At 49.0% G+C, this 20,068-nt stretch carries 23 protein-coding genes; 21 read left to right on the top strand and 2 right to left on the bottom strand.

Annotated elements, in window-relative coordinates; genetic code table 11:
* Nucleotides 1-415: 415 nt before the first annotated feature.
* From ACXAGL_RS03660 to dhaM, 5 genes are all read left to right on the top strand, one after another.
* Nucleotides 416-1,366 carry an MIP/aquaporin family protein gene (locus ACXAGL_RS03660; RefSeq protein WP_474989881.1) on the top strand — a complete coding sequence of 317 codons (951 nt, stop codon included), beginning with the start codon at nucleotides 416-418 and terminating at the stop codon, nucleotides 1,364-1,366.
* 21 nt (nucleotides 1,367-1,387) lie between these two features.
* The gene (gene glpK / locus ACXAGL_RS03655) at nucleotides 1,388-2,881 is read left to right on the top strand and encodes a glycerol kinase GlpK (protein ID WP_474970979.1); all 1,494 of its coding nucleotides are present in this window, start codon (nucleotides 1,388-1,390) and stop codon (nucleotides 2,879-2,881) included.
* Nucleotides 2,882-2,943: 62 nt separating this feature from the next.
* Nucleotides 2,944-3,939 (top strand): dihydroxyacetone kinase subunit DhaK, encoded by a 996-nt coding sequence (gene dhaK, locus ACXAGL_RS03650; RefSeq protein ID WP_474989879.1) that lies wholly within the window; start codon nucleotides 2,944-2,946, stop codon nucleotides 3,937-3,939.
* A 13-nt stretch (nucleotides 3,940-3,952) separates the two neighbouring features.
* Complete coding sequence (gene dhaL, locus ACXAGL_RS03645; protein WP_474969544.1) at nucleotides 3,953-4,561, top strand: dihydroxyacetone kinase subunit DhaL; 609 nt, start codon at nucleotides 3,953-3,955, stop codon at nucleotides 4,559-4,561.
* Nucleotides 4,561-4,941: a dihydroxyacetone kinase phosphoryl donor subunit DhaM gene (gene dhaM, locus ACXAGL_RS03640; protein WP_474969543.1), complete on the top strand. Its 381-nt coding sequence runs from the start codon at nucleotides 4,561-4,563 to the stop codon at nucleotides 4,939-4,941. Before dhaL ends, dhaM begins: the two co-directional genes overlap by 1 nt.
* Nucleotides 4,942-5,116: 175 nt before the next feature.
* On the opposite strand, the gene ACXAGL_RS03635 is transcribed toward dhaM, so the two are convergent.
* Complete coding sequence (locus ACXAGL_RS03635; RefSeq protein ID WP_474969542.1) at nucleotides 5,117-5,488, bottom strand: DUF948 domain-containing protein; 372 nt, start codon at nucleotides 5,486-5,488, stop codon at nucleotides 5,117-5,119.
* A gap of 188 nt (nucleotides 5,489-5,676) precedes the next feature.
* Between ACXAGL_RS03635 and ACXAGL_RS03630 the strand changes: the two genes are divergently transcribed.
* From ACXAGL_RS03630 to ACXAGL_RS03620, 3 genes are all read left to right on the top strand, one after another.
* A complete protein-coding gene (locus ACXAGL_RS03630; RefSeq protein WP_474989876.1) occupies nucleotides 5,677-6,369 on the top strand; it encodes an aminotransferase class IV in 693 nt (230 codons plus the stop codon).
* A 7-nt stretch (nucleotides 6,370-6,376) separates the two neighbouring features.
* Nucleotides 6,377-6,580 (top strand): hypothetical protein, encoded by a 204-nt coding sequence (locus ACXAGL_RS03625; RefSeq protein WP_474989874.1) that lies wholly within the window; start codon nucleotides 6,377-6,379, stop codon nucleotides 6,578-6,580.
* A 253-nt stretch (nucleotides 6,581-6,833) separates the two neighbouring features.
* Complete coding sequence (locus ACXAGL_RS03620) at nucleotides 6,834-7,052, top strand: hypothetical protein (protein ID WP_474969540.1); 219 nt, start codon at nucleotides 6,834-6,836, stop codon at nucleotides 7,050-7,052.
* A gap of 350 nt (nucleotides 7,053-7,402) precedes the next feature.
* On the opposite strand, the gene ACXAGL_RS03615 is transcribed toward ACXAGL_RS03620, so the two are convergent.
* On the bottom strand, nucleotides 7,403-8,224 hold the full coding sequence (locus ACXAGL_RS03615; protein WP_474989872.1) for an alpha/beta fold hydrolase: 822 nt from the start codon (nucleotides 8,222-8,224) through the stop codon (nucleotides 7,403-7,405).
* A 279-nt stretch (nucleotides 8,225-8,503) separates the two neighbouring features.
* Here ACXAGL_RS03615 and ACXAGL_RS03610 point away from each other — a divergent pair, with 279 nt between their 5' ends.
* From ACXAGL_RS03610 to ACXAGL_RS03550, 13 genes are all read left to right on the top strand, one after another.
* Complete coding sequence (locus ACXAGL_RS03610) at nucleotides 8,504-9,673, top strand: acyl-CoA dehydrogenase family protein (RefSeq protein WP_474989870.1); 1,170 nt, start codon at nucleotides 8,504-8,506, stop codon at nucleotides 9,671-9,673.
* A gap of 15 nt (nucleotides 9,674-9,688) precedes the next feature.
* On the top strand, nucleotides 9,689-10,453 hold the full coding sequence (gene fabG, locus ACXAGL_RS03605) for a 3-oxoacyl-ACP reductase FabG (RefSeq protein ID WP_474989868.1): 765 nt from the start codon (nucleotides 9,689-9,691) through the stop codon (nucleotides 10,451-10,453).
* Between the two features lie 19 nt (nucleotides 10,454-10,472).
* A complete protein-coding gene (locus ACXAGL_RS03600; RefSeq protein WP_474969537.1) occupies nucleotides 10,473-10,907 on the top strand; it encodes a MaoC family dehydratase N-terminal domain-containing protein in 435 nt (144 codons plus the stop codon).
* Complete coding sequence (locus ACXAGL_RS03595; protein WP_474970986.1) at nucleotides 10,904-11,323, top strand: MaoC/PaaZ C-terminal domain-containing protein; 420 nt, start codon at nucleotides 10,904-10,906, stop codon at nucleotides 11,321-11,323. The genes ACXAGL_RS03600 and ACXAGL_RS03595 overlap by 4 nt, the downstream gene beginning before the upstream one ends.
* A gap of 13 nt (nucleotides 11,324-11,336) precedes the next feature.
* Nucleotides 11,337-12,569, top strand: coding sequence for an acyl-CoA dehydrogenase (locus ACXAGL_RS03590; protein ID WP_474970987.1), 1,233 nt, complete (start codon nucleotides 11,337-11,339; stop codon nucleotides 12,567-12,569).
* Nucleotides 12,556-13,329 carry an SDR family oxidoreductase gene (locus ACXAGL_RS03585; RefSeq protein ID WP_474969534.1) on the top strand — a complete coding sequence of 258 codons (774 nt, stop codon included), beginning with the start codon at nucleotides 12,556-12,558 and terminating at the stop codon, nucleotides 13,327-13,329. The genes ACXAGL_RS03590 and ACXAGL_RS03585 overlap by 14 nt, the downstream gene beginning before the upstream one ends.
* A gap of 14 nt (nucleotides 13,330-13,343) precedes the next feature.
* Nucleotides 13,344-14,519: a thiolase family protein gene (locus ACXAGL_RS03580; RefSeq protein ID WP_474989866.1), complete on the top strand. Its 1,176-nt coding sequence runs from the start codon at nucleotides 13,344-13,346 to the stop codon at nucleotides 14,517-14,519.
* Between the two features lie 68 nt (nucleotides 14,520-14,587).
* Entirely contained in the window at nucleotides 14,588-15,157 is a 570-nt protein-coding gene (locus ACXAGL_RS03575) for a TetR/AcrR family transcriptional regulator (RefSeq protein ID WP_474969532.1), read from the top strand.
* A 61-nt stretch (nucleotides 15,158-15,218) separates the two neighbouring features.
* Nucleotides 15,219-15,632, top strand: a complete 414-nt coding sequence (locus ACXAGL_RS03570; protein ID WP_474969531.1) for an acyl-CoA thioesterase — start codon at nucleotides 15,219-15,221, stop codon at nucleotides 15,630-15,632.
* Complete coding sequence (locus ACXAGL_RS03565; RefSeq protein ID WP_474989864.1) at nucleotides 15,629-16,390, top strand: SDR family NAD(P)-dependent oxidoreductase; 762 nt, start codon at nucleotides 15,629-15,631, stop codon at nucleotides 16,388-16,390. Before ACXAGL_RS03570 ends, ACXAGL_RS03565 begins: the two co-directional genes overlap by 4 nt.
* A 47-nt stretch (nucleotides 16,391-16,437) precedes the next feature.
* Nucleotides 16,438-18,117 carry a long-chain fatty acid--CoA ligase gene (locus tag ACXAGL_RS03560; protein ID WP_474989862.1) on the top strand — a complete coding sequence of 560 codons (1,680 nt, stop codon included), beginning with the start codon at nucleotides 16,438-16,440 and terminating at the stop codon, nucleotides 18,115-18,117.
* 64 nt (nucleotides 18,118-18,181) lie between these two features.
* Nucleotides 18,182-19,045 (top strand): branched-chain amino acid ABC transporter permease, encoded by an 864-nt coding sequence (locus ACXAGL_RS03555; protein WP_206933365.1) that lies wholly within the window; start codon nucleotides 18,182-18,184, stop codon nucleotides 19,043-19,045.
* Nucleotides 19,046-20,068, top strand: coding sequence for a branched-chain amino acid ABC transporter permease (locus ACXAGL_RS03550; protein WP_474969528.1), 1,023 nt, complete (start codon nucleotides 19,046-19,048; stop codon nucleotides 20,066-20,068).

Genomic DNA, 20,068 nt, shown 5'->3' with positions numbered 1-20,068 from the left:
TCATTCCCAAGGCCGCCTCATCCAAATCCCATGACAGAAAGGGGGGATAGGAGATCACATGCTAAATAACAACACCAAGCAATAACAGAGCTAATGGAAAAAACTCCCGCGGACCTGCTTCGGCTGCGCGTAAATGGTCATTGCGCTTATCGGCGGATCTTCAGCTCGTGCAGGCGGTTCCTACGCGGAATGGCAAGGGGTGGAGCTCCTGAAGGTACGGAAAATCATGTAGTTTCTATCTATGAGGGAAGCACCTTTTATACCGGCGTTAACTTCATTATATTTCCATGGTAAAAATTTGTAGTACCATATTCCTGGTTCCTCCGACCAAAATCCTATCAATCTATGTTGTTTTTTGTGAATATATGTTGACAGCGTTTTCAGAAAGCGCTATAGTATTAGTAACAAGTTAAGCATGTGGCGGAGATATGGAGACCCACACTATTTTGCATACAGCCTCATTCGTATGCACCTTAGTGCGGGTCTTTTTTTGGACACATGCCCCTTGAAAAATGAGAAAGAAGAGGTGAACAACATGTCCGAATTCTTAGCTGAACTGATTGGAACGATGATTCTGATCATCTTTGGTGGCGGTGTTGTTGGAGGGGTCGTTCTTAAAAATTCAAAAGCAGAAGGAGCCGGCTGGGTCGTTATCACCATTGGGTGGGGACTTGCTGTTGCGATGGGTGTGTACGCTGTGGGAAGCTTCACGGGTGCTCACATCAATCCGGCTGTAACGATAAGTTTTGCTGCAATTGGAGAATTTCCATGGGCGAAGGTGCCCCTTTACGTAACTGCTCAGATGATTGGTGCGGCGATCGGTGGAGTTATCGTATTCTTAAATTATCTGCCGCACTGGAGAGAAACGAAAGATCAGGGAGCCAAACTGGCGGTGTTTGCTACTGATCCAGCCGTACGCAGCCCTTTTTCCAACCTTGTCAGTGAAATCATTGGAACATTCGTCCTTATTATGGGACTGCTGTTTATCGGTGCCAACGAATTTACAGAAGGATTGAATCCACTGATTGTGGGTGCGTTGATCATTGCGATCGGTATGTCGCTTGGCGGAGCGACTGGGTATGCGATCAACCCTGCCCGTGACCTTGGCCCCCGTATTGCCCATGCACTGCTTCCGATTCCTGGAAAAGGCGGATCAGACTGGGGTTACTCCTGGATACCGGTTGTGGGACCGATTTTAGGCGGTATCTATGGTGCACTATTCTACCGGGCCATGTTTATGTCTGAGTTCTCTGCAGGCTTCTGGGTAATGTCTGTCGTGATGGCGGTTATCCTGATTGGAGCAGCTAATGCAGAGATCAAAAAGGGGAAGACATTAGGTAATCAAGTAGAAGAAAAAATCAGCTGAAACGAAAAGGAGAGGGTTTGAATGTCAGAACAGTATATCTTATCCATTGATCAGGGAACGACAAGCTCAAGAGCCATTCTTTTTAACAAAGCGGGTAACATCGTTGAAACCGGCCAGAAGGAATTTGAACAATTCTTCCCGAAGCCGGGCTGGGTGGAACATGATGCGAACGAAATCTGGACATCCGTTCTTGCCTGTATTGCGGATGTATTAAGAAAAGCGGATGTAGAGCCGTCCCAAATTGCCGGAATCGGCATTACCAACCAGCGTGAAACGGCAGTGGTGTGGGACCGGAATACCGGGAAACCGATCTATCATGCGGTCGTCTGGCAGTCCCGTCAGACCGAAGACATCTGTAAAGAGCTTCGTGCCGCCGGTCATAATGAGCTGTTCCGCAGTAAAACAGGTCTTCTGCTTGACCCGTACTTCTCGGGAACGAAAGTGAAGTGGATTCTTGATCATGTCGACGGAGCGAGAGAAAAAGCGGAGAATGGCGATCTTATGTTTGGAACGATCGACACATGGCTGGTTTATAAGCTTTCCGGTGGCAAAACGCACATTACCGATTATTCCAACGCTTCCCGTACATTGATGTACAACATCTATGACCTGCAGTGGGATGACGAACTGCTGGACATCCTTGGCGTACCAAAATCCATGCTGCCGGAAGTGAAGCCTTCTTCCGAAGTGTATGCGCAGACGGTTGATTATCATTTCTTCGGTCACGAAGTTCCGATCGCCGGTATAGCTGGAGATCAGCAGGCCGCTTTATTCGGACAAGCCTGCTTTGAAAAAGGCATGGCCAAAAATACTTATGGTACAGGCTGCTTTATGCTGATGAACACAGGTGAGGAAGGCGTCGCTTCTGAGCACGGTCTATTGACAACGCTTGCCTGGGGCTTGGACGGTAAAGTGGAATACGCGCTTGAAGGAAGTATTTTCGTTGCTGGTTCTGCCATTCAGTGGCTTCGCGACGGTCTGAAAATGATTGAAAGCGCACCGGAATCCGAAGGGTATGCCACGTCTGTAGAGTCTTCCGACGGCGTTTATCTTGTACCTGCCTTCGTTGGTCTTGGGACACCATACTGGGATAGTGATGCGCGTGGTGCGATGTTCGGATTGACACGTGGCACAACAAAAGCCCACTTCATCCGTGCCACACTTGAGTCCCTCGCTTATCAGACGAAAGATGTCCTGGACGCGATGATTGCTGACTCCGGCATTGATCTGAAATCCCTGCGCGTCGATGGGGGAGCCGTGAAGAACGATTTCCTTATGCAGTTCCAAAGTGACATCCTTGGTGTGCCTGTTGAGCGTCCAATTGTACAGGAAACAACAGCCCTTGGTGCTGCCTTCCTGGCAGGACTGGCTGTCGGCTACTGGAAAGACAAAGAGGAAATCAAACAGCACTCTGATAATGACCGTACATTTACAGGTCAGATGGGTGCTGATGAGCAGGAAGAGCTTTACAGCGGATGGAAGAAAGCTGTGGAAGCGACACGTAAATTCAAGTAATCAAATGAAGGGTACCTCTGATTATCAGAGGTGCCCATTCTTATAAAGTGAGGGGATAATCGATGAAAAAATTAGTCAACGATCCAAATCTTGTGATTACAGAAATGCTTGATGGGTTTGTCGCTGCTCATGCTTCGACCGTGAAGAGAGTGGAGGATACAACCGTTGTGGCGAGGAAAAATGCACCCGTGTCCGGAAAAGTCGGTATCGTCAGTGGGGGCGGAAGCGGTCATGAACCGGCCCACGCCGGTTATGTCGGGGAAGGCATGCTGGATGCTGCTGTTTCCGGTGAAGTATTCACATCGCCCACCCCTGACCAGGTCTTCGAAGCGATCAAAGCTGTGGACAGCGGAAAAGGCGTGCTGCTCGTTATTAAAAACTACACCGGTGATGTGATGAACTTTGAAATGGCTGCTGAACTCGCCGAAGCCGAAGGGATTCAAGTGGATCAAGTCGTCGTTAATGACGATGTTGCCGTCGAAGACAGTTCTTTTACAACGGGCCGGCGTGGAGTCGCAGGAACGGTTTTCGTTCATAAACTGGCAGGCGCATTGGCTGAGACGGGAGCATCCCTTGAAGAAGTGAAGCAGACGGCTGAAAAAGTGGTTCAACACGTACGCACGATGGGTGTCGCACTACGTCCATGCATCATGCCGTCTTCGGGGGAAGAAAGCTTTGAACTTGGCGATAAGGAAATCGAAATGGGAATCGGCATCCACGGCGAACCGGGCATTGAGAAAAAGCCGCTCGTCACCGCAGACGAGATCACATCCGAGATGGTTGAACGCATTCTTCCTGAACTCAAATTGAACGAAAACGACGAAGTCGCCGTCATGGTGAACGGCATGGGAGCGACACCGGAAATGGAACTTTACATCGTGAACCGTAAAGTACATGAACTTCTGGCCGAGAAGAATGTCACCGTTTCTCATACGTTCGTAGGGGAATATATGACATCTCTTGAAATGGCCGGATGTTCGATTACGGTTCTGAAAGTGGACGACCAATTGAAAGAACTGCTGGATGCCCCTAGTCAAGCACCGGCTTTCCGTATATAAAGGAGTGTTTCAGATGAATGTCAATCAAACGGCAGCATGGATTACACACTACAATCAGCATCTCCAGGATCAAAAAGACTACCTAACTTCCCTGGACAGGAAGATTGGTGACGGTGATCACGGAATCAATATGGCAAGAGGATTCGCTGAAGCTGCCAAGGCAGTGGAGGCAGAAACGTTTGAGACATCAGCAGACGTGTTGAAAAAGGCCGCTGTGACGGTGATGTCCAAGGTTGGCGGAGCTTCGGGCCCGTTATATGGGACAGCCTTATTGAAAATGTCCATGGCGGCTAAAGGGAAAGACATCGAAGGCAATGTTTTTGCGGACATGTTTGAAGCCGCGATTGACGGAATCAAACAGCGGGGAAAAGCAGAAACCGGAGAAAAAACGATGCTCGATGTGTGGGTTCCTGTTCTTGAGGAAGTGAAGAGCCGCGGATTTGATGCAGCGAATGTGGAAGAAGCCGCTCAGAAGGCCATGGAAGCGACGAAGGATTTAACCGCTACAAAAGGGAGAGCCTCCTACTTGAAAGAGCGCTCCAAAGGGCATCTGGACCCTGGTGCTGTATCCTCCTATTACTTATTTGCGAGCCTTTCTGAGGCGCTGAAGGAGGAAGGCTGATGACTGTAGGAATTCTATTAGTCTCACACAGTGAGAAGGTTGCGGAAGGTGTGAAAGATCTTATTCATCAGGTTGTCGGTGATCTTCCAATCGAAGCCGCCGGGGGCACGGATGAGGGAGAACTTGGGACAAGCTTTGAAAAGATACAGACCGCTTTGGAAAAGGTCACAGAAAAAGCGGAAAGCACGGTCGTCTTTTATGATCTCGGCAGTGCGCGGATGAATGCCGAAATGGCTATTGAAGTCACAGAGTCCGATCAGATCAAACTTGTCTCCCACCCGATTTTGGAAGGGGCTTATCTTGCCGCTGTTGAAGCAAGTATAGATAAAAGTCTGGAAGAGATTCTGGACTCGCTTGAAAAAGAATTTGGAAAATCGTAATCAAAAAACCACGCCGGTTCGGCGTGGTTTTTTTGTATGGATGAAAATGGTGGATGGACTTGGTCTTCCTGATCACTTTGGAAAATCCAAAAACCGGCGATGAGCAGCACGTGATACGGCTCCCATTTGACTTCTTATCATATCCATAGATGTATAGGCAGCGATATAGTTTTGCTTACTTCAATTTAATTTGTACCGGCTTGCTTTTTTGTTTATCTTTTGAATCATTTGTTTTCCTGTTTTCCTTTTGCAGGGCCGTTCGTTTTATTGAACTTGTGACATCATGTATCATATCGCCCATATCGTGAACGGAATCAATTAAGGGATCAACGGCTTCCATTTTCCCTTTTACATCAGTTGAAATTTTGTTAGCTTCATGGATCAGTTCTTCAGCCTCATCTGTAATGCTGTTGACTGATTTTCGAGCGTCAGACAGCGTCTCTTTAGTTTCCGTAAGTGTTGCCATAAGTTTTCGTAAAGTGAAAATTAAAAAGATGACGAGACAAATAAACCCGACCGCTGCAATGGTAACACTCCACTCAATCATTAAAACCACCTCCCTTCTTCTCTCTAAATCTATGGAAGGGAAGGCTCGGACATTCCAGTGAACGGGAAGGTAGCTGCAATTGCTGATACACCATTATAAACTGGATACGCACCAACAGCAGGCAGCCATGTTCGTTTGTATAGTCGCGCAGCATCATGGCATATAGTGATAGGAAGGGAGTGGATTCAATGGCCGTAATGTTTGATAAAGACCACTTTGTCGATGATCGTTTGCTGAGTGTTAGTGTGAAGAATAAAGGTTTGAATTATGGCCTGGGTTGTATAGATGGTATCCGAGCTTTTTGGAATTCCGGCCAAGAACAATTATTATTATTCCGACTAAACGATCATTTAAAGAGATTTGAGCAGTCTGGTGAGAGTTTGTTTATTAAAATCCCCTATTCCATAGAAGAATTATCGTACATCATAAAAAAGATGCTGATCATCAACCGGGTGACTCAGGATGTTTATATACGTCCGATTTGTTTTAAAGACAGCAATACCTTACGTCCCGACCTGAGAGATCCGTTTAATCATCTGGCTGTCTACATGGATGAATCAGAATACAAGTCTGAACCTTCCTTTAAGGTGGCGGTTTCTTCCTGGACGAGAATAGGAGGCAATATGATTCCTCCTCAAGCGAAGACGACCGCTGGTTATATGAATTCGGGATTAGCGATACTTGAAGCATCTTTGAATGGATATGATGAGGCCGTCTTTTTAACAAAAGAAGGAAATGTGAGCGAAGGGGCTACGGAAAATATTTTCATCGTTAAAGGAAATGAAGTCTTCACTCCCCCTTTATCTGATGACATTCTTCCGGGAGTCACTCGTAATACAGTAGCGGAAATACTGGAGAGAGTTGAAGTTACCGCTGTATGAAAAGAGTTTGGCAAGATTTCAATTATACGATGCGGATGAAATTTTCTTAACGGGAACGGCTGTTGGAATTAAGCCGGTAGTTGAAGTTGATCGAAGAGTCATAGGGCAAGGGAAGCCGGGAAAGGTTACGTTGGAAATTCAGCACGTATACAATCGGATGGTCCGGGGAGAACTGCCGTCTTATCTTCATTACTGTACTTCTGTCTATTAAATTCGGGAAAACGTAGTCTACATGAAAAATATCGCTCAGGATCCTGTAGTCCCCTTTGATGATTTTACTACATCTTCATTTTAGAGTTGGTGTTAAATAACAAGATAATCAATGAGCTTCTATTCTCCTAAGTCTCCGATGAAAGTATCACGTCCTCTTTTTTTCCTTCGTTTACTCTTATTTAACGTTCTTCTCTATCTTCCGTGACAGCGATAAGAGGCTTCTGGTTTCAAGGGGGGGGGGGAGTAAGGATATGGAAAAGGAGGGAGGGCATTTTTATATGAAAGTATTGGCGATTGCCTCCGTCATGCTTGGCATCTTAGTCGTCCAGACTATCAGTTTCTTCTATCCAAGTTGGAAAGAGTTAAAAGAAGCCCCCTTTTCCGATGGGAAAAATAGAGGGTTTGGTTGGCTGGGATTCGGCATACTGCTTCTTATGATTATCTTAAGCCAGCTTATTCTTCCAATATAGTTACCCGCTTTATAACAGTCACCCAGAACCTAAACTCCGGGGGCTGTATTTTCTCTCCTCGTTTGAAAATGAACGCCTCTGGCTGGGCTCTCCCTCCTCTTCACCTATATGCTCCCTGCCTTGAAGGAAGCAGTCTTATTCTACTACGATAAGTATGTTTTCCTGCTCCTCTGTTTTACCAAAACAACTAGTCAAAACCCCATGTACATAAATGAAGAAATATCCTTCAATCGTATTGTTAGTCTCCAGGTAAGGAACGATTCCGACAGGTTGGCAAGGTGTCATTTTTGTGTCATGACACCTTGCCGCTGTATTTCTATCTTATTTTTGGAAGTTGAGGATGATGTTCTTTAAGAGCGGAGCCTTCTGCCGGTCTCGTGATCCGGCGCCTCCGTCTCAGCCCCTTTAGACTTCATAAACGACAACGAATATTGGTTGAACGTGTGGGGAGCATCCAGGTTTACGACGTGTCCGGATCCCTTCACTTCAATAAAGTCAGCGTTAGGGAGCCCTGAGATATCCTCCAACACATGATCGATGAACATATGATCTCCTTCGCCCATCATGTAAAGCTTCGGGACATGAGCGGATGGCTCGACGGCTTCTGTGAACGTCCCTCTGACGGTCGGAGCGATGTCATACCAGCCGAGGAATTCGTTTCTTTTCATTTGGGCCGCCTCTTTAATAAACGAATTTCTGGATTCCTGATGATTTTTACGTGGCATAAGGATGTGAGCAAATATCGTATACAGCCACATGTGCGGCACAAACTTTTTGACCATGCTGCCGATCAGCAGCAACAGCTTGGGAAGTGGTGTAATTTTCGTAATCACTCCGCCAAGGACAGCCGTTTCGACACGTTTGGGAGCAATGGCAAGGATTTGATGGACAACGACGGCCCCCAATGATATTCCCACCATATGGGCTTTGTGAATACCGATATCATCGAGGACATCGACAACATCCCGGGCTCCCCGCGTAAATGAAAAATCGTCAACGTCAAGAACGCTTGGAGATTTTTTATGTCCTCTTAAATGCACGGCGACCACATTAAAATGATTTCGATAGCTTTTAATCTGAGGGAAGAAGATATTTGCACTTCCCCCGATACCGTGAATTAAAAATACGTACTCTTTATTTGGGTCATTACCGAAAATCTTATATTCTAACAAATATTTTTCTCCTGTCTATAAAAAAATTCCTTTAGAATATTTATAACATATTGAGTACCATTATTGTTTAAATCTCTGAATTCTTCAGCACATTCCTTGGACCCTGTTATCCTAAGCTTTTATCCCTGGTGGAGAAGGAGAGGGGTCTGCCTTTGTATGGATAATTTTTGCAGTAATTTTCGGAAAGGTGTTGTATTTTGAGAAAATTTAAAATAATATAAAAAGTAACATACCCACCGGTAGGTATGTGGACTCTCAGTGAGGAAAGAGGTTGATCACATGCATTTACGCTTGACCGATGAACAGGAAATGGTAAGAAAAACCATTCGTAAATTTGTAGAAAAGGAACTAATACCTCTGGAAAACGATGTGCTTCGTAATGAACGGGAAGGAAAGCCGAGCCTTCCGGAAGGGAAGATGGAAAAACTTCAACAGAAGGCGAAGGAAGCGGGCTTCTGGGGGATCAATACCCCGGCTGACTATGGCGGCGCAGATTTAGGGCAGATGATGCTGGCCATCGTTCAAATGGAAGTCGCACGAACGTTTGTGCCTTTCCAGTTTGGCGGTTCTGCCGACAATATTCTCTATTACGGAAATGAGAAACAGAAGGAAACGTACTTAATCCCGACGATTCAGGGAGAGAAGAAATCCTGTTTTGCGATGACAGAACCGGGAGCCGGGTCGGATACGAGGAACCTTCGGACAACAGCGGTGAAGGATGGCAGTGACTGGGTGATCAATGGAGAGAAAACATTCATCACCGGTGGAAATGAAGCAGACTTTGTCATGGTCATTGCGGTAACCAACAAAGAGCTTCATCAAGAATCGAATGGACGAAAAGGGGTGACCTGTTTCATTGCAGATCGTTCGATGGGCTGGGAATCTGAGTACATCCATACGATGGGCGAATGGGGTCCGGCGGCTCTCATTTTTGATAACGTCCGGGTTCCGGAGGAAAATATCCTTGGTGAGATCGATCATGGGTATGACCTCGGCCTTGAATGGATCGGGTTTGCCCGCTGGATCGTCGGAGCACGCGCGGTTGGTGCAGCAGAGCGTCTGCTGAATATGGCCATCGATTATGCGAACGAACGCGAAACCTTCGGAAAGCCGATTGGGGAGCGGCAGGCGATTCAATGGCAGATTGCGGATTCCGCTGTGGAGGTGGAAGCAGCGAAGTGGCTCGTATTAAACGCGGCCTTTACGTTGGACCAGGGAGAGGATAACCGGCACTACGCATCGATGGCGAAGCTGTACGGAGCGAACATGGGCAACAATGTGATCGACCGTGTTCTACAGATTCACGGCGGTATGGGCTATACGCGGGAACTGCCGATTGAACGGTGGTACAGGGAAGCAAGGCTGTGGCGGATTTATGACGGGACAGACGAGATTCAACGGTTGATCATATCCAGAAATCTATTAAAAGGCCATGTGAAGATTGGTTGATGGAGGAGGTATACGATGAGGGAGAGATTTAAAGACAGGACAGCCTTTATCACCGGTGGGAGCCGTGGTATCGGAAAAGGTATAGCCCGCCATTTCGCAGAAAACGGAGCGAAGGTGGCCGTTATTGACGTCAATGAGGAAGCGCTTCAGGAACTGGAGGCAGAATTCCGTGACGAAGGCTTTGAAGTCTTCTGCCAAAAAGCGGATGTGACACAGTACAAAGAAGTCGAAAAGGCTGTAAAGGAGACCCACGAGCGGTTTGGATCGGTCGATATTCTGATTAACAACGCCGGTGTCATCCGTGACAATATGCTCTACAAAATGACAGATGAGGACTGGGATACCGTAATGGATGTCCATTTAAAAGGGTCCTTTCATGCAGCCAGAGCCGTTCAGTCGTATATGGTGGAACAGAAGTACGGCCGAATCGTGAACATTTCCTCGACCTCTGCGCTCGGAAACCGTGGTCAGGCGAACTATGCCACCGCTAAAGCCGGTCTGCAGGGATTTACGAAGACGCTGGCGATTGAGCTTGGGAAATACGGCGTGACCGCCAACGCGGTAGCCCCCGGATTCATTGAAACCGATATGACGAAAGCGACAGCTGCCCGGATCGGGATTACTTTTGATGAGCTTGTCCAGGCTAGTGTGGCTCAGATTCCTGTCGGGCGCAGCGGAAAGCCGGAGGATATAGCAAATACGGCAGCTTTCTTTGCGGATGAAGCTTCATCTTTTGTCAACGGCCAGGTCATCTACGTCGCAGGTGGACCAAGAACGTAACAAAAAAGGAGAGGTGTCCGTGTTTAAAGAAACGGTAGGAAAAAAATCGACGCCGGTAAAGAACGTCGTTGAACGTGGGGCAGTGAAGAAGTTCGCAGAAGCCATCGGGGATCCGCATCCGTTGTTTATCGATGAAGAAGCGGTGCAGCGAAATATTGCTCCGCCTACCTTTCCGCGGGTGTTTGAATATGGGGGGATCGAAGGACTCCACCTCCCTGAAAAAGGATTGATTCACGGGGAGCAGCATTATCACTACAGCCGCCCTCTCTATGTGGGGGAAGATGTTTATTGTTACGCCCAGGTGGACGATTATTATGAGCGGAGCGGACGGAGCGGCGAGATGGGGTTTCTTAAAGTGAAGCGGTATGGCGAAGATATTGACGGCCGGCTCATTTTTTCAGAAGAACAGGTTGTGATCATTACGGAAGCGGTCAGAAAGGGGATGAACGTATGAACCCAATGGACGGCGTCCAGCCCGGAGATAAGCTGAAGACGGTGACGCTTCCGGCTGTAACAAGACTCGATTTAATCAAATATGCCGGGGCATCCGGGGATTATAATCCGATTCATACGGTTGATGAAGAAGCAGAAAAAGCAGGGCTCCCCGGCGTGATTGCGCATGGGATGTGGACGATGGGAAGTCTTGCCAAGCTGTTCACTCCTTTTTATGAAGATGGATTTATCCAGGATTATTCCATCCGCTTTCAGGGGATGGTGTTTGTCGGCGACGTCCTGACCCTGCATGCGGATGTCGTCAGTCACGAGGAATCCATGATTACATTTGATGTCTATGCGAGAAACCAGCAGGAAAAAGATGTGATTCGTGGAAATGTGGTATTCAGGAAGCATTTAGAAACTTCAGCTACATAAAGGGGGAAAAGCGATGTATTTTGAGCATTCTGAGAAAGTGATAAAGCTGCAGGAGAAGCTGACGACGTTCATGGAAAAACACATTTACCCGAATGAAGCCTTGTATGAGGAGCAGTTGAAAAAGGAAGACCGCTTTTCTGAAGTTCCACCGATCATGGAGGAATTGAAAACGAGGGCAAAAGAAGAGGGATTGTGGAACTTATTTCTCCCCGAAAGTGAATACGGGGCCGGCCTTACAAACATGGAATACGCGCCGCTGTGTGAGATCATGGGGCGTTCGGCCATTGCACCGGAAGTCTTCAACTGCGCCGCACCGGATACAGGCAATATGGAAGTACTCGTCCGCTATGGGACAGAGGAACAGAAAAAGCAGTGGCTGGAGCCTTTGCTGCGCGGGGAAATCCGTTCCTGCTTTTCAATGACAGAGCCGGATGTCGCTTCTTCCGATGCTACAAACGTGCAGACGAGCATCACGAAAGTCGGAGATGAATACGTCATTAATGGGACGAAATGGTGGTCGTCAGGTGCCGGTGATCCCCGCTGTAAAATCAGTATCGTGATGGGGAAAAACGATCCGGATGCGGCAAGGCATGAACAGCAGTCGATGATCCTTGTACCACTGGATTCCGAAGGCGTTACGATAAAGCGTTTACTTCCCGTCTTCGGCTATGATCATGCCCCACATGGGCACGCGGAAATTGAATTCAAGGATGTCCGTGTACCCGCCTCCAACCTTCTGTGGGACGAAGGTAAAGGATTTGCTATCGCCCAGGGCCGGCTTGGACCGGGGCGGATTCATCACTGCATGCGTACGATCGGCGCAGCAGAACGGGCGCTCGAGCTGATGTGCGAACGTGTGAAAAGCAGGCAGGCTTTTGGAAAACCGCTGGCTGACCAAGGGGTGGTCCGTGAATGGATTGCAGATTCCCGGATTGATATTGAACAAGCCCGCCTGCTTACATTAAAAGCGGCCTACATGATGGATACGGTCGGCAACAAGGAAGCTAAATCTGAAATCGCCATGATTAAGGTGGTGGCCCCGAACATGGCGTTGAAAGTCATTGACCGCGCCATCCAGGCCTTCGGAGCGGCTGGTGTGAGCGGAGATTTTGAACTGGCGGCCAACTGGGCCAACATTCGTACGTTACGGCTGGCGGACGGGCCTGATGAAGTCCACCGCCGGGCAATCGCCAAGTATGAGCTGGCGAAAGACTATGCAAGGAGCATGGTCCATGCACGCCAGTGAGCTGTTTAATCTCACGGGTCAGGTAGCGGTCGTTACAGGTGGTGGGCGCGGTCTTGGCAGACAGATGGCTCAAGGCCTGGCAGAGTCAGGCGCGCATGTGGTCATCTGCTCCAGAAAGTATGAGCCCTGCCTGGAGGTGAGTGAGCAGCTGAAGGAGCACGGTGTGGATGCTCTTGCATTCGCTTGTGATGTCACCGACCCGGATTCCATCCAGGACGTCGTAGACAAAACCGTCGACCACTTCGGAAAAATCGATATTCTCGTCAACAACAGTGGAGCCACTTGGGGCGCTCCTGTCGAGGACATGCCGCTGAGTGCGTGGCAGAAGGTATTCCAAGTGAATGTGACCGGCACCTTTCTCATGTCCCAGGCGGTCGGCCGTGTGATGCTGAAGCAGGGAGAAGGAGCAATCATTAATATCTCTTCTGTGGCAGGCATGAAAGGATCGGATCCGGAGTATATGGATACGATCGGCTACAATTCCAGCAAGGGTGCCGTTTTAACCTTTACTAAGGATCTGGCGGTGAAATGGGGGCCGAGGGGCATCCGCGTCAATGCCATTGCGCCGGGATTTTTCCCGACGAAAATGTCGGAAGTGCTTATGGAGCGGAGCGGTGAGGCGTTCTTGAAGAATACCCCGCTCCGGAAGTTCGGCAGTGAAGATGACTTGAAAGGTGCGGTGATTTTCCTAAGTTCGAAAGCATCAAAGCATATCACAGGGGATGTGATTATCATTGATGGTGGATCACATGCGATGTGAAAAGGAGGAAGAATATGAGTGATCGAGAGGCTGTCATCGTTTCAGCCGTCCGGACAGCGATAGGCAGGCAGGGCGGAGCACTGGCTTCTGTTCCTGCCCACTTTCTTGGGGCCGAAGTCATCAAAGAAGCGGTGAAGCGTTCGGGTGTACAGGCAGACAGCATTGAAGATGTCATTTTTGGTAACGTGCTGAGTGGTGGCGGGAACATTGCGAGACTGTCAGCCCTGCAGTCCGGGTTATCGATGGAGCTTCCCGGCCTGACGGTGGACCGGCAGTGTGGATCAGGCTTGAATGCCATCCATCTGGCTGCCCAGGCCATTGAAGCGGGACATGGAGAAGTGTATGTCGCAGGAGGAACGGAAAGTATGAGCCGGGCGCCGTACTTGATGGACAAGCCTGAGCGTGCCTACCATCCGGCTCCACCGAAATTCAGAGCATCGCAGCTTTCACCTGAGGAAATCGGGGATCCGCCGATGGGAATGACAGCCGAAAACCTGGCGGAAAACTACCAGATCTCCAGAGAGGCCCAGGATCAGTTCGCCCAGGCGAGTCAGGAACGGATGGCGGCTGCTGTGGAAGCCGGACGTTTTACCGAGCAGATCGTTCCCCTTCACATTCCGGTGAAAAAAGGAGAGCCGGTCGTATTTGATAAAGATGAGCACCCGCGTCCGAACTCTACGCTTGAGGGCATGGCGAAGCTTCCACCGGCTTTTCGGAAAGAAGGGTCCGTAACGGCAGCCAACAGCTCGGGCTTGAATGATGCGGCCTCAGCTCTCACAATCATGTCGCGGGCCAAAGCGGAGGAAATGGGAGCTTCTCCTATGGCTGAAGTCCTCGGCTGTACGGTCGCAGGTGTAGATCAGAACATGATGGGAATCGGCCCGGTGCCGGCTGTGAAGAAGGTCCTGAAGAAAACGGGATTATCCTTGGAAGATATGGACGTGATTGAAATCAATGAGGCGTTCGCGGCCCAGGTATTAGCCTGCCAGGCGGAACTGGACATGGATATGGATAAGGTGAATGTGAACGGCGGAGCCATAGCCCACGGTCATCCGCTCGGCGCTACCGGGGCGATCCTTGCAGTGAAAGCCATTTATGAACTGCAGCGGCAGAAAGCCTCTTACGCGCTGGTGACGGCTTGTATCGGCGGCGGGCAGGGGATCGCTATGATTCTGGAACGTTCGAAATAAGGTCTCTTTCATAAAAAATGGGGATGTTATAATAAAATCACTTCCCAACATGAAAGGACACGGTATCTATGAAACAGGAAATCATTCAAACAAGTATTCATTTATTTGATAAAAAAGGCTTCACCGAAACGTCTCTTCAGGAAATCGTCGAGGAGATCGGCGTGACAAAAGGAACATTTTATTACTACTTTAAAAATAAACAGGAGCTGCTGACGGATATCCATCTGGATTTCATTGAATTCCTGCTCGGAAACCAACAGAAAATCTTAAACGACACCAACCAGGATTCCAAGGACAAACTGCGTTCGATGATTTTCATGGTGCTGGACAGCATCAAGTACAGGAAAAAGAGCGCACGGATCTTTTTCCGTGAAATACGCAACCTCGGCCCTGATTATTTAGAACAGATTGTAGAAAAAAGGGACCAGTTCCGCGTCAACCTCCAACAGCTGGTGGAAGAAGGAATCGAAAAGGGGGATTTCCAAAGCAGTCTGGATCCGAATATGGTGACAAGAGGCATTCTTGGGATGACGAACTGGAGCTATTACTGGTTTGACCCGGACCGGGAAGTGTCGGCCGAAGAACTGACGAACATTTACTTGTCGATGATCTTGAATGGAATCAGCTCCAAGGAATGACAAGCCTTTTTCATAAGGCTTCGACATTCACATACTGACTGGTAGGAATGGATGGTGTGAGATGATTTATAAAAGCGTGGTAGGAATCAGGTTTTCTGAAACGGATATGGCCGGTCACGTGAATAACACGAGTTATTTCATCTATTTGGAGGAAGCGCGGGGGAAGTTTTTTCGCGACTTGTTTCAAGAGCAGGAGGATACGCTCGGCCGGTTTATCCTCGCGTCAACGAAGTGTGACTTCATCAGTCAGGCCTACTTCGGACAGCACCTGCTTATAGAAACGACAATCTCAAAAATTGGAACTTCCAGCTTTACATTTGCCCACCGCGTTTATGTAGAAGGCACCGACCAGCTTGTAGCTGCATCGGAAGCGGTGGTTGTCCATTTCAATTATGAAAGGCAGAAAAGCGAAGCCCTCCCGCCGGAATGGCGGATGATGCTTGAGGATTACGTAAAAAAGGGGGTGAACCTTTGAGTCGTTTTACAAACAAAGTGGCCGTTGTAACAGGAGCGGGCAGTGGGATCGGGGAGCAGACAGCCAAAAAACTTGCCCTTGAAGGAGCGTCTGTCGTCCTTGTCGGGCGTACAAAGGAAAAACTGGAGCGGGTGGCCGCTGACATTCTGGAAAACGAAGGGGCAGAGGTCTTTGTTTTCCAAGCGGATGTGAAAAGCGAGAATCAAGTAGCCGGACTTGCTTCCTTCGTCGAAGAAACGTTTGGGGATCTGCATATCCTTGTGAACAATGCGGGAACATCGGGCAATGCGACGATTATGGAACTGGGTGCTGATGAATGGGACAGGATTCAGGAAACGAATATCAAAAGTGTGTTTCTGACCTCCAAGGCGCTTGGGAAAATTATGATGGAAGGTTCGGATGGTGCACGGGCCATCATCAATGTGGCATCCCTGTCCGGCCATAAGGCAGGAGTGAAAATCCCGCACTACAGCTCATCGAAAGCGGCGGTGATTCATTTCACACGTTCTCTTGCTCTTGAATTTGCTGAAAAAGGGATCCGCGTCAATTCTGTATCACCGGGATTCGCTGAAACCCCGATGACGGCGGATGGTCTGAAGAACAAACGCTTTGAAGAAGCTGTTAATCGCAATACAGCGCTTGGAAGAATCGGACAGGCGGAGGAAATCGCCAGCGTCATCTGTTTTGCTGCGTCCGATGAAGCCTCATACATGACAGGATCAGATCTTCTTGTTGATGGAGGCTGGCTCATAAAGTAGTCTGTCTGAATTTTTTGGTAACGCTTACATTAAAGAGGAGTGATCTCATGCTGACCAAGCATTATGATTTCTGGCCGACGTTAACGAAGACACTCACGATTCCTGAAACGACACTCTACGATAACCTGCGTATATCCGCCGAGCGCTATCCAACCCATGAAGCGATCCGCTATTATGGAACGGGTCTTTCCTACGGGGAATTGAAGGAACAGGTAGACAGCCTGGCCGGATACCTTCAGGTCCATTTGGACGTGGACAAGGGAGATAAAGTCTTGTTGTTCATGCAGAATTCTCCGCAGTTCATTATCGGGTATTATGCCATTTTACGAGCGGGAGCGGTCGTTGTACCGATCAATCCGATGCTGAAGACGGACGAACTGGAGTTTTATGTGAAAGACGGGGCCATCAAACATGCCCTTGCTGGACAGGAACTGATGGATGTCGTCGAACCGCTCTTGGAATCGTCGTCCCTGTCATCCATTGTAGCCGCGGCCTACTCTGATTATGTGAAGGAATCCGGCAGCGTGGAGCTACCGCCGGAAGTGTCGGCTGCTAAACAAGTGTATACCGAGGAGGCCGTTCACGTATGGTCGGAAGCTCTTGCTCTGCATGTGCCTGCCAGAGACGTCGCTGCGAGTGTCGATGATCTCGCTGTCATGCCGTATACGTCAGGGACGACCGGACTTCCAAAAGGCTGTATGCATACGCACCGGACCGTCCAGGCGAATACACTCGGTGCCTATTACTGGTCACGCGTGACGATGGATGCCCGCTCCCTCGGGACGCTTCCCCTGTTCCACGTCACTGGTATGGTCCACAGCATGCATATGCCGATTTACAGTGGAAGCACGATGGTGCTTATGACACGTTGGAACAGGGAAACCGCCCGGCAGCTGCTGAGCAGCGAGCAGTGTACTCACTGGGTGACGATCAGTACGATGCTTGTGGATTTTCTGGCGAACCCTGAACTGCAGGCGGAGGACATGGCTTCTCTTCATGGCATATCCGGAGGCGGTGCTGCTTTTCCGAAGGCACTTGGCGAAAAATTGTACAAGCTGACAGGCCTTGAATTTGTGGAAGGCTACGGGCTTTCAGAAACGATTGCCCAGACCCACTTCAATCCACAGGAGCGGCCGAAAATGCAGTGCCTCGGCATTCCTTCCTTTGATGTCGATGCGAGAATCATCGACCCCGGGACTCTGGAGGAAGTGGGCGCCGGGGAAATTGGTGAAATTGTCGTCCATGGCCCCCAGGTGATGACCGGCTATTACAACCGGGAGGATGAAAACGAGCATGCGTTTATCCATATCGATGGGAAATCCTTTTTCAGAACGGGAGATATTGGACGCTTTGACGAAGAGGGCTACTTTTTCATGGTCGATCGTTTGAAGCGGATGATCAACGCTTCCGGCTACAACGTATGGCCGACAGAAGTCGAGTCTGCGCTCTACGATCATCCAGCAGTCCAGCAGGCGTGTGTCGTCGGGGTTCCTGATCCAAGAAAAGGAGAAGAAATCAAAGCTTTTGTCATTTTGAATGACGGCTTTGAGGGAGAGATCACGGAAGATGCGATCATTTCCTGGGCCAAAGAAAAGATGGCTGCCTATAAGTATCCACGCAAGGTGGAATTTGTCGAGGCATTCCCGATGACCAACAGCGGGAAAATCCTCTGGCGCAAGCTTCAGGAACAGGAAAGGCAGAAGGCAGAAACCGGACCACTGGAATAATAACACCCGGTCCCGGTAAATCCGGGGCCGGCCGCTTTTAAATTGAAGGTAAAGGGGACGTTCCATGGATATCTTCATTCAGCAGGTGTTTAATGGTTTGACGATTGGAAGTGTCTACAGTCTGGTGGCGCTTGGTCTGACACTTGTGTACGGCATCCTTCACATTCCGAACTTTGCCCATGGCGCATTATACATGCTGGGTGCGTACATAACCTTGACGATGATGCTTTTGTGGGGGATCCATTACTGGATTGCGATGGCTGTTTCGGTTCTTGTTGTCGGTCTGCTTGGAGTGTTAATGGACAGACTGGTGTTTCATCCCCTTCGTAATGCACCGCCGATCCATGACAAAATTGCGGCCATCGGTATTTTATTGTTTCTTGAAGCCTTTGCCCAGCTGATCTGGGGAGCGGACTACCGTACAATGGAAACGCCATATGGTCAGGTCGTCAACCTTTTCGGAATGACCGCAACGACGCAGCGTGTCCTGATTAATATCGGAGCTGTCGTCGTCATGATTCTGCTTTACTTGTTTTTGAAAAAGACGTACACAGGCTCCACGATCATTGCTATGGCACAGAACCGCGAAGGGGCCAGTTTAGTGGGCATCAACACAAGCCGGGTCGCCATGCTGACGTTCATGCTGTCCGGGGGCCTCGCCGCTGTTGCTGCTTCTTTATCCGCACCCATCAACCTTGTGTTTCCCGGTATGGGGCATCTCGTCATTCTGAAAGCTTTCGTCATTATTATCCTTGGGGGGATGGGCAGCGTACCCGGAGCTATTTTAGGCGGGTACATTCTAGGGTTTACCGAAAGCCTTGGAGCCACGTACATCTCGAATGACTACAAGGATATCATTGCCTTCTTAATGCTTGTGATCATTCTGTCGATCAAGCCTAAAGGATTGTTTTCAAGGGAGGGCTTTTAATTGGTCTCACTTCTGAAAAACAGAGGATGGATCATGGGGTTTATCGCTGCCGGCGTTCTATTTCCCTTTGTTCTGCCCAACGCTTATTTTCTGCATATTTTAACGCTCGCCTTTATTTGGATGATTGCCGTATACGGTCTGAATCTACTGGCCGGCTACACCGGTTATTTGTCCCTGGCCCATGCTGGATTTTTTGCCGTCGGTGCGTACGGGTTGGGATTGTTGACGGTCAAGACAGGTATGAACTACTGGTTCGCGCTCCTCCTGGCCTGCCTGATCACTAGTGCGGTCGGTTTGATCGTCGGTCTCGTAGCTCTAAGAACGAGAGAGCACTTCTTTGCCATCTATACGCTTTGTGTCGGATACATCATCTACCTCATCATCGACAAATGGGACAGCCTTACCGGCGGTGTGCGCGGGTTGATCGGCATCCCTGAACCTTCCAATATCGGACCCATATCCTTCCAGACGCCGATTTCTCAATACTATTTAATTTTTGCTTTTCTTCTGTTCACGATTCTGGTTATGTACCGGATCGTCCATTCCTTGACCGGCCGGACGTTTATAGCGATCCGCAACAGTGAAGACCTGGCACGCACGCTCGGCATATCCACGATGAAAAATAAGCTGATGGCTTTTGTCCTCTCGGCGTTTTTCGCCGGCCTTGCCGGGGCTCTGTATGCTTCGTTCATCCGCTTCATTGGTCCGGACATTGGTTACATTACGATTATTTTTGATCTGCTGACCTATCTGCTGGTCGGCGGTATCGGAACACTCGCAGGTCCCATCGTAGGAACCTTCCTCATTGTCGCCTTGTCTCAGTCGCTGCAGTTTCTTCAGGATTACCGGATGCTCATCTTCGGCCCGCTCTTAACCTTATTGATTATTTTTTATCCGCGGGGAATTGTTGGAGCCTATCATGACTGGCGTTTGAAACGGAATCCTGCTCAGCGGAGGCGTCCGCAGAAAGAGCAGGAGTACTTTGAGACAGAAGAATCGGAGAAACAGGTGAAGGAGGGATGA

The sequence above is a fragment of the Halobacillus sp. ABA4_118 genome, assembly GCF_056160205.1.
Note: the sequence above shows the minus strand (reverse complement) of the source record. Positions and strands in the feature narration are given on the sequence as shown.